Annotated in this window: 7 protein-coding genes; 4 read left to right on the top strand and 3 right to left on the bottom strand. The window is 65.2% G+C overall.

The features are described 5' to 3' along the window. Positions 1-275 precede the first annotated feature (275 nt). The gene (locus EUV02_RS12220) at positions 276-2,096 is read right to left on the bottom strand and encodes a DUF885 domain-containing protein (RefSeq protein ID WP_135246578.1); all 1,821 of its coding nucleotides are present in this window, start codon (positions 2,094-2,096) and stop codon (positions 276-278) included. 86 nt (positions 2,097-2,182) lie between these two features. Here EUV02_RS12220 and EUV02_RS12215 point away from each other — a divergent pair, with 86 nt between their 5' ends. Genes EUV02_RS12215 through EUV02_RS12205 form a run of 3 tightly spaced genes read left to right on the top strand, consistent with a single transcriptional unit; the run spans position 2,183 to position 6,828 of the window. Further along, complete coding sequence (locus EUV02_RS12215) at positions 2,183-3,214, top strand: quinone-dependent dihydroorotate dehydrogenase (RefSeq protein WP_135246577.1); 1,032 nt, start codon at positions 2,183-2,185, stop codon at positions 3,212-3,214. Positions 3,215-3,264: 50 nt separating this feature from the next. Next, positions 3,265-4,992: a gamma-glutamyltransferase gene (gene ggt, locus EUV02_RS12210; RefSeq protein WP_135246576.1), complete on the top strand. Its 1,728-nt coding sequence runs from the start codon at positions 3,265-3,267 to the stop codon at positions 4,990-4,992. A 33-nt stretch (positions 4,993-5,025) separates the two neighbouring features. Next, entirely contained in the window at positions 5,026-6,828 is a 1,803-nt protein-coding gene (locus EUV02_RS12205) for an AMP-dependent synthetase/ligase (RefSeq protein WP_135246575.1), read from the top strand. Positions 6,829-6,949: 121 nt separating this feature from the next. Here EUV02_RS12205 and EUV02_RS12200 read toward each other — a convergent pair whose 3' ends face one another. Both EUV02_RS12200 and EUV02_RS12195 read right to left on the bottom strand, forming a co-directional pair. Next, the gene (locus EUV02_RS12200) at positions 6,950-7,234 is read right to left on the bottom strand and encodes a DUF2218 domain-containing protein (RefSeq protein WP_135246574.1); all 285 of its coding nucleotides are present in this window, start codon (positions 7,232-7,234) and stop codon (positions 6,950-6,952) included. A 3-nt stretch (positions 7,235-7,237) separates the two neighbouring features. Then, positions 7,238-7,789, bottom strand: coding sequence for a PadR family transcriptional regulator (locus tag EUV02_RS12195; RefSeq protein WP_135246573.1), 552 nt, complete (start codon positions 7,787-7,789; stop codon positions 7,238-7,240). 172 nt (positions 7,790-7,961) lie between these two features. On the opposite strand from EUV02_RS12195, the gene EUV02_RS12190 reads away from it, so the two are divergent. After that, entirely contained in the window at positions 7,962-9,968 is a 2,007-nt protein-coding gene (locus EUV02_RS12190) for a DUF2075 domain-containing protein (protein ID WP_243445897.1), read from the top strand. The last annotated feature ends 2 nt before the right edge of the window (positions 9,969-9,970 follow it).

The following is a 9,970-nucleotide window of genomic DNA, read 5'->3' as shown; positions in this document are numbered from 1 at the left end:
AAGGACGGATGATGAGGCGGCGTGGCCACGCGCCTGACGATCCCTGCGGGTCATGCCCGCTGCGTTAACGGCGGCGGACGCGACGGGGTTGCACGGCATCCCGGGAATTCAAGGTGAATCGAATTTGAAGAGCCTCCGGCGGGCAGGGACTTGTCCCTGCACCCATTAATTTGCGTTGGCGCATCAATCGCGGCGTCGGTTGTGCTGGCGCCGCGCCGAACTACCGGGTGCAGGGACAAGTCCCTGCCCGCCGGAGGCTCTTGCTCTATCGGACTTCAGGCCTTCTTCGCCGCAATCCACGCATCGACATTGGCCTCAAGCACGTCGAGCGGCACCGCGCCGTTGGTCAGCACGACATCGTGGAACGCCTTGATATCGAACTTGTCCCCAAGCGCCTTTTCGGCACGCGCGCGCAGTTCCGAAATCTTCAGACGGCCGATCATATAGGCGGTCGCCTGGCCGGGATACACGACGTAGCGCTCCATTGCCTTCTGGATGGCGCCCGGCGTCTCGGCGGTATTCGCCAGCGCATAGGCGACGGCGTCCTCGCGGCTCCATTTCTTGTAGTGGATGCCGCTATCGACAACCAGGCGCACCGCGCGGTGCAGTTCGAGCTGCAGGCGGCCGAAGTCGCTATACGGGTTGCGGTACTGGCCCATGTCCTTCGCCAGCTTCTCCGAATACAGCCCCCAGCCTTCCGAATAAGCGGTGTAACCGCCGAACTTGCGGAATGGCGGGATGTCCTTCAATTCGGTGGCGATGGCGAGCTGCAGGTGATGGCCGGGGATGCCCTCGTGATAGGCCAGCGCCTCGATCTCGGTCGTCGGCATGTCACCCATCTTGTAGAGGTTGACATAGTAGGTACCGGGCCGCGAGCCATCCTGCGACGGCGACTGGTAGAACGCCTTGCCTGCCGATTTTTCGCGGAACGCTTCGACCGCCTTGACCTTGAGCGCTGCCTTGGGAAGCGTGCCGAACCAGTTGGGCAGCTTGGCTTCGACTTCGCGGATGTCGGCGTTGGCGGTGGCGAGATATTCGGCGCGGCCGGCGTCGGTATCGGGCAGCAGGAACTTCGGATTGCCGCGCATTTCCTTGAAGAACGCCGGCAAGTCGCCCTTGAAACCGACTTCGCGCATGATGCCGCGCATTTCGTCATGGATGCGCGCGACCTGCTGCAGGCCGAGCTGGTGGACCTGTTCGGCGGTGATCGCGGTAGTGGTGTAGTTCGCCAGCCGCTCGTTGTAATAGGCGGCGCCGTCTTTGAAGCGCCAGACGCCGTCGATGGTGCCGGCCTTGGGTTCCTGCGCGTTCATCGCGGCGATGACACGTTCATAGACCGGCTTGACCGAGGTCAGCAATGCCGTGCGGCCGCTGGCGATAATCGCGTCCTTTTCGGCTTGCGGAATGTCGAGCTTGGCGACCTTTTCCTTGAGATCGGCATAGAGCGCCGAGTCCGGGCCGTTATCGAACGGTGCGCCTTTGATGATGTTCTGCGCGTCCGAAATGACGAACGGATAGACCCACTTCGGCGGCATCACGCCGTTTTTGGCGCGCTCGTTAGACACCGCAATGTTCTGGTCGAGCGCCGGGCCGATGCCCTTGAGCCGTTCGACATAGTCGAGCGCATCCTGCTTGGTATCGACGCGGTGGATGTTGATCAGAAACGCCGGATAATCGGCCTGCGCGCCGTTCATCTGGTCGAAGACATAGCCGTCGTGCCGAAATTTGAAGCCGCCGTCGCGGCGCGCCATCGTCTTTTCGAACAGTTCGTAGGACAGCTTGGCCTGCGGGTCGAGCTTGGCGCCGGCGAAACGCGTGCGCATGTCGGCGAGCCATTTCATGTCGAAGTCATGGTCGGCGACTTCGGCAGCATCGCTCATGTCGTCCCATTTGCCATAGTCGGTCTTTAGCCCGCGATATGCCGAGCGCATCGGCGAGCGCGCCAGTGCTGCCTTGTCATAATCGGCGAAGAAGGCGTTGAGCGCCGCCGACTGGTCGACTGCCGCCGTCGCGGCAACGGGCGCAGCGGGTGCGGCAGCGAGTGGTGCGGCGAGTACGGCAAGCGCCGAAACGGCGAGCAAGAAATGACGCGACACATGAGCCTCCAAAAAATTAACCTACACCGTGCATAAAAGTGGCTGCTGGTTTTGACCAGTCCCGAGCGGCCTGCCATGGTGATGTGATGTTTCGACTCTTGCGACCCCTGTTGTTCCTCCTCGATGCCGAACGCGCGCATCGGCTGACGCTCGCAGCGGTCGGCATGGGGATGGGCAAAACCGCCAAACCCGATGACCCGATGCTGTCGACAACGGTCGCCGGGCTGACCTTTCCCAATCCGGTCGGCATTGCCGCGGGCTTCGACAAGAACGCCGAAGTCCCCGATGACATGCTGCGGCTGGGCTTCGGGTTCGCCGAAGTCGGCACCGTTACTCCCGAGCCGCAGGACGGCAACCCGCGCCCGCGCATCTTCCGACTGCGCGAGGATGAGGCCGTCATCAACCGGCTCGGCTTCAACAACGAAGGGCTCGAGGCGGTGCGCGACCGGCTGGCAGCGCGCCACGGCCTTCCCGGCCAGGTCGGCGTCAATGTCGGCGCCAACAAGGACAGCGTGGACCGCATCCGCGACTATGCGACAGGCGTGCGCGGTATGGGGCGCTGGGCGAGCTATATCACCGTCAACATCTCCTCCCCCAATACGCCGGGGCTGCGCGCGCTGCAGGACCGCGCCGAGCTGACGCGGCTGGTTTCGGCGGTGATCGCCGCGCGCGGGCCGCTGCTGCTGCCGCTGTTCGTCAAGGTCGCGCCTGACCTGCAGCCCGAAGATGTCGCCGATATCGCCGATGTCATCACCGGTTCTGGGATCGACGGGCTGATCATTTCAAACACCACGCTGGCACGTGACGGTCTGACGAGCAGGAACGCCGATGAAGCCGGCGGCATGTCGGGCAAGCCACTGATGGAACGCTCGACGGCGATTTTGCGCGATTTCCGCCGCGCCACCGGCGGCAAGCTGCCGCTGATCGGCGTCGGCGGCATTTCCAGCGGCGCCGATGCCTATGCCAAAATCCGCGCCGGCGCGAGCCTCGTCCAGCTTTATACCGGGCTGGTCTACAAGGGTCCGGAATTGATTACCGATATCAAGCGCGACCTGGTGCGCCTGCTGCGACGTGATGGTTTCCGTCGCGTTTCCGAAGCGGTAGGGGTAGACAGCTGACGATACGACCGCCGCGCCGCGTTGCGCGCGGCCAACGACCGGGGGAACGTATGAAGGGTCCGATTTTGCTGGCGGCGCTGTTGTTGTCGGCGTGCGCGACGACACCTGTTGCCCCGCCTGCCTCGACTTCTGCTGCCACCCCGGTCGCCGGTGTATCCACCGCGATGGTTTCTGCCGCCGACTACCGTGCCGCCGAAGCCGGTGTCGCGATGCTGCGCGCCGGCGGTTCCGCATTCGACGCCAGTGCCGCGACCTTGCTGGCGCTGTCGGTGGTCGAGCCGCAATCCTCGGGCATCGGCGGCGGCGGGCTGCTGGTCTATCAACCCGCCAGCGGCGGCGTGCTGAGCTTCGACGGCCGCGAAACCGCACCGGCGTCGGCGACCCCGACAATGTTCCTCGGCGCTGACGGCAAGCCGCTCGCCGGCGGCGTCGCCAAGCCCGGCGGCAAGAGCGTCGGCGTCCCCGGCAACATCGCGATGCTGGCAATGGCACATGCCAAGCTCGGTACGCTACCCTGGGCCAAGCTGTTCGAACCGGCGATTGCATTGGCACGTGGCGGCTTCGTCATGTCGCCGCGCATGGCGGCGGGCGTCGCGGCGCAGGCGAAGAACCTGGCGCGCACCCGCGAAGGCGCGGCGCTATACCTGCTGCCCGATGGCAGCCCCAAACCGGTCGGCAGCCGCATCGTCAACGAACCGTTGGCGCGCACTCTGGAAGCCATTGCGGCTGCTGGCCCCAAGGCCTTCTACACCGGCCCGAATGCCGACGCGCTGGTCGCGGCGGTAACAACCTCGACGATGAACCCGTCGGGCATGACGCGCGCCGATGTCGCGGGCTACACCGCCAAGGCGCGGCCAGCAGTATGCGGCAAATACCGCAGCTACAAGATTTGCAGCATGGGGCCGCCGTCATCGGGCGGCATCGCGGTCATCCAGATTCTCGGCCAGCTCCAGCGCTTCGACCTCGCCGCATTGGGCGCCGACAACCCCGTCGCCTGGCACCTGCTCGCCGAAAGCGAGCGGCTGGCGTTTGCCGACCGCGCCGCGTTCGTCGGCGATCCCGACTTCGTGCAGGTGCCGACCGCCGGGCTGATTGACGCCGGCTATATCCGCAGCCGCGGCAACCTGATCAGCGCCACCGGCACGATGGCGACGGTCAGCGCCGGACGCCCGCGCGGTGCGCCGCCGCGCAAGGCCGGCACCAGCAACGAAGTGCCGTCGACATCGCACTTCTCCGCTGTCGACGCGCGCGGCAATGTTGCGTCACTGACCTCGACCGTCGAAGGCTCGTTCGGGTCGGGACTGATTTCGGGCGGCTTCGTGCTCAACAACGAACTCACCGATTTCGACTTCATCCCAGTGGTCGACGGCGTACCCGTCGCCAACCGCGTCGAGCCCGGCAAACGCCCGCGCTCGTCGATGACACCGACCATCGTCTATGATGACAAGGGTCACGTGCTGCTGTCTATCGGCGCCGCGGGTGGCCCGACGATTCCGGCGCAGGTGGCGAAATCGATCATCGCGGTACTCGACTGGAAAAGACCGGTGCAGGACGCAATCGCGCTGCCGGTGATGATGGTGTTCGATAACCGGCTGATCATCGAATCGAGCCCGCAGGGCGCGCCGCTGGCGGCGATGATCCCGCAGCTCAAGGCGCTCGGTCATAGCGAGATTACCGTGACGTCCTTGCCGTACAAGGCGAACGGCATCGAACGCGTCGCCGGCGGTTGGCGCGGCGGCGCTGACCCGCGTAGCGAAGGCGTCGCGCTCGGGCTATAAGCAGCCGATAACAATAATTGCGGGAGCGACGGCATGCTGACCTCGGCCGAAAAGTGCGCGAACTGGCCCAATCTGGTCACGATGTTCTTCGATCAGGCCGAACGGCTTGGCGACGCGGTGATGCTGGCGCACAAGCACGAAGGCGCCTGGGTGCCGATTTCGTGGCGGCAGGCCGCCGAGACTGTGTCGAGCCTCGCCGCCGGCCTGCGCGGCATTGGTATCAAGCCCGGCGACCGCGTCATGCTGGTCAGCGAAAACCGCCCCGAATGGTGCCTCGCCGACATCGCCATCATGGCGGCGGGCGCGGTGACGGTGCCGACCTACATCACCAACACCGAATCCGACCATCTCCACGTCCTCGATGACAGTGGCGCCGTCGCGGCGATCGTCTCGACCACCAAGCTCGCCAAGACCTTGCTCGCCGCGGTCTACCGCTCAAAGGAATGCCGAACCGTCATCGGCATCGAGGCACTGCGCATCGGTCAGGAAAGCGGCGCGACGCTGCACCAGTGGCAGACGCTGATTGCCGAAAACCCCGCCAATGTCGCGGCAACGCGCGCCGCACAAACCGCCAAGCGCGGCGACCTCGCCTGCCTGATCTATACCTCGGGCACCGGCGGCGCGCCGCGCGGCGTCCGCCAGCACCACGGCGCCATCCTGTGCAATGTCGCCAGCGCCATCCGCGTCATTGCCGAAGACTTCCCGCCCGACCCCGACAGCTTCTTGTCGTTCCTGCCGCTGAGCCACGCCTATGAACACACCTGCGGCCAGTTCGTGCCGATCGGGCTCGGCGCCAGCATCTATTACGCCGAGGGCCTCGAAAAGCTCGCCGCCAACATGGAGGAGGTCAAGCCGACGCTGATGGTGGTCGTGCCGCGGCTATTCGAAGTGCTGCGCGCGCGCATCGTCAAGACCATCGAAAAGCAGGGCGGCATCGCTGTCGTGATGTTCAACCAGGCGATGCGGCTCGGCCGCAAGCGCTACGAGAACCAGGGGCTGCCGTTCTGGGAGCGGCCGTTCGACGCGCTGCTCGACAAGACCGTGCGCCACAAGGTCCAGCAGCGCTTCGGCGGCAACCTCAAGGCGCTGGTGTCGGGCGGCGCGCCGCTCAACCCCGAAGTCGGGCTGTTCTTCGAATCGCTCGGCATCAAGCTGCTGCAGGGCTACGGCCAGACCGAAGCCGCGCCGCTAATTTCGTGCAACCGCCCGAGCCGCCGCATCAAGATCCACACCGTCGGCCCGGCACTCGACGGCGTCGAGGTCAAGATTGCCGCCGACGGCGAAATCCTGGTGCGCGGCGAGCTCGTCATGCACGGCTATTGGCAGAACGAGGAGGACACCGCCAAGGTCCTGCAGGACGGCTGGCTGCTGACCGGTGACATCGGCCATATCGACGAAGACGGCCACATCGTCATCACCGACCGCAAGAAGGACATCATCGTCAACGACAAGGGCGACAATGTCGCGCCGCAGCGCGTCGAAGGCATGCTGACGCTGCAGACCGAAATCGTCCAGGCGATGGTCTATGGCGACCGCCGGCCGTATCTGGTCGGCGTCGTCGTCCCCGATCCCGAATGGGCGATGAGCTGGGCGCGCGAAAAGGGCATGCCCACCGACCCCGCCAAACTGAAAGACGAACCCGAATTCCGCAGCGCGCTGATGGCCGCCGTCGACCGCGTCAACGCCAATGTCGCGACAGTCGAAAAAGTCCGCCGCGTCATCATCGCCGACGCACCCTTCACGGTGGAAAACCTGCAGATGACGCCGAGCCTCAAGATCCGCCGGCACGTGCTCAAGCAGATTTACGCCGAGCGGCTCGACAAGCTGTACGGCTAAGAGAAGGACCTCCGGCGGGCAGGCCTGAGGCCTGCACCCATTTGAAGAGCGCATAACAATCGGGTGCAGGCCTCAGGCCTGCCCGCCGGAGGCCCTTAAACTCTCGACTATTCGGCGCTCGCTAACCCCGCACCCAGTCGATACCCAGCGGCTCGCGGAAGGCGAAGCGCTGCAGGTGGCTGGCGACCACGGCCTCGATGCTTTCGAGCGTCGTCGCGTCGGGTGCCGCCACCGTCACCGTCAACGCGTCGGTGGCAGCGGCAAAATGCGCCGCCGCCACCTCGAAATTGACCCGGCCGCGCACTGCATCGAACTCGGTCTCCAGCTTGTGCGACCAATGCTTGCACAGCTGCTGGAGGTATTTCGAGCCGTTGGGCGTGGCGATGACCGCGACAGCCTCCGCCACGGCTCAGGCCTTTTCGATTTCGAGCGCCGCGGCATCGAGCGCCGCGGCAATCTTCGCCGCCTGTGCCGCGTTCAACCCGCCGCGTCCGAGCCGCAAGCGCAGCGCGAACTTGAGGTTGGCCATCGCGCGCAGCACCTGCGGCCCGAAGTCGGCCGGGTTGCCGGCGTTGGCGATGCGGTCATAGATCGCCTCGACCGTTGCGGCGTTTTCGGCGAGGTGAGCGGTGCCGGCGTCGGTGATCGTGTACTGGCGCTTGGTGCCTTCGGTGACCGCGCTGGTGACGAGGCCGAGTTCTTCGAGCATCGTCAGCGTCGGATAGACGACGCCGGGCGATGGCGCATAGGCGCCGCCCAGCCGCGCCTCGATCTCGCGGATCAGCTCATAGCCATGCCGCGGCGCCTCGGCGATCAGCGCCAGCACCAGCAAGCGCAAATCGCCGTGCTGGAACATCCGCCCCGAACGCCCGTGGCGCCCCATGCGCCCACGCAGGCCTTCGCCGCCGTCACCCTCGCCGAAATGATGACGGCCACGACCGCCCTTCCAATGATGAAACATATTTAGACTCCATTTTGATATATCGATAATTCGATGTACCCGATATATCTAAACTGTATTCCGATACAAGGGGCCGGGCCGGAAATTTTTTACAGGCTCCGCCACAACGCCCGCCTTTGCTGCCACGGCGTAATGATTTGCGTTGCCGCCCCAGGCCTGGCAAGCCAGGGCCATGCGGCGGGCCTATTTCCATGCAAGCGGGGCGGCACTCGCCGCGGCTGACGCCAATGCGGTGTTCGGTGAGTTGGCCGACGGGCTATCCGCGACCTTTGCGCTCGAGCCTGCCCAGCGCGGTGCATGGCAGTTTGAAATCGCGCATCTGCAAACGATTGGCGCAGCCCTGCCCGAAGCGCAAATTTTCATCGAGTTTGCCATTCCGCGCATGGGGCGGCGTGCTGATGCCGTCATCGTCGTTGGTGGCCTGATCTTCGTGCTCGAATACAAGGTTGGCGAAACAGGCTTTCCGCGCCACGCGATCGAGCAAGTCCATGGCTATGCGCTCGACCTCAAGAACTTCCACGTCACCAGCCACGACAAGACCATCGTGCCGCTGCTGATTGCGACCAAGGCTTCGCCACAGCAACTGGGCTTCGGGTTCTGGGCGCCAGACCGCGTGCATACGCCGATCTGTGTTAGCGCCGACGACGTGTTGCCGACGATTAAGCGCATGCTTGCCGCGGGCGATGCCATACCTTTCGATGCGCTCAATTGGGCCGCCGGCGGCTACCGCCCGACGCCGAGCATCATCGAAGCCGCCGAGGCGTTGTACCGCGGCCATGACGTCGCCGAAATCTCGCGCTCGGAAGCTGGCGCCGAGAATCTGACGCTAACCGCGACGGCGATTGAAGCGGTGGTCGAAGCCATGCGCGCCAGTGGCGGCAAGGCGATCTGCTTCGTCACCGGCGTCCCCGGTGCCGGCAAAACGCTCGCCGGGCTCAACATCGCCTGTGGCCGAATGGCCCGCGATATCGGCGAGGATGCGACCTATCTGTCGGGCAATGGCCCGCTGGTCGATGTGCTGCGCGAAGCGCTGCGGCGCGATCACCAGCACCGTAAGGGCCGTGCCAATCCCGGCGACAGCGATGCCCGGCACCTTGCCGCCCGCTCCCCCGACAAGTTCGTGCAGAACGTCCACCATTTCCGCGACGAATATCTCGCTCCCGATCAAGTTCCGTCCGAACATGTCGTGGTTTTCGATGAGGCGCAGCGCGCTTGGGACCGCACTGCCACCGCACGCTTCATGCAGACCAAACGCGGGCTGCCCGATTTCGACCAGTCCGAGCCGGCGTTTCTGTTGTCGGTGATGGACCGCCGTCCCGATTGGTGCGTCGTCGTATGCCTGATCGGCGAGGGTCAGGAAATCAACCGCGGCGAAGCCGGTATCGGCGAATGGCTGCGCGCGCTACAGGGCGACTTGCGCCACTGGCAAATATTCCTGCCGCCGCATTTGCTGGGGCCGACCGGTGGCATCGATGGCGCGATGCGCTGGCACCTTGAACAACGCGCGCAGCCCCCTGAGCCGGCGCTGCATCTGGCCGTGTCGATCCGCTCATTCCGTGCGGAAACGGTTTCAGCCTATGTTGGCGCGCTGCTTGGGCCGGAGGCTTCAGCGGCGCGCGCGGTTCTGCCCGACGCCGGCCAGTTCCCGATTCTGCGGACGCGCGACCTTGGTGCGGCACGGCGCTGGCTGCGCGGGCAGCGCCGCGCCACCGAACGTGCCGGTCTGCTGGCGTCGTCGAATGCCCTGCGGCTCAAACCCGAAGGCATTTTCGTCAAGAACGAACTCGATGTCTGCAACTGGTTCCTCAACGAAACCGCCGACGTGCGCTCATCGAACGCGCTCGAGGACGCCGCGACCGAATTTGCCGTGCAGGGCCTTGAGCTCGATTGGACCTGCGTCGCGTGGGACCTCAACCTTCGCCGTGATGACACCGACGCTTGGCAAGCCCGCGATTTCCGCGGCACCAAATGGCAGATGATCCGCGCCGGCGACGACGCCATCGGCCGCGCCGAGTATGTCCGCAACGCCTACCGCGTGCTCCTTACTCGCGCCCGCCAAGGCATGGTGATCTTCGTGCCGCGCGGCGATGCCGAAGATGCGACGCGGCCACCGGCCGAATATGACGCGGTCGATAGCTGGCTGGCCGACTGCGGCATCCCCGAACTGCGGCTTGGCTAGGC

The sequence above is a fragment of the Glacieibacterium arshaanense genome (assembly GCF_004681125.1).
Lineage (GTDB): Bacteria > Pseudomonadota > Alphaproteobacteria > Sphingomonadales > Sphingomonadaceae > Polymorphobacter_A > Polymorphobacter_A arshaanense.
The sequence above is the reverse complement of the archived record's forward strand: the minus strand, read 5'-3'. Positions and strand labels throughout refer to the sequence as shown.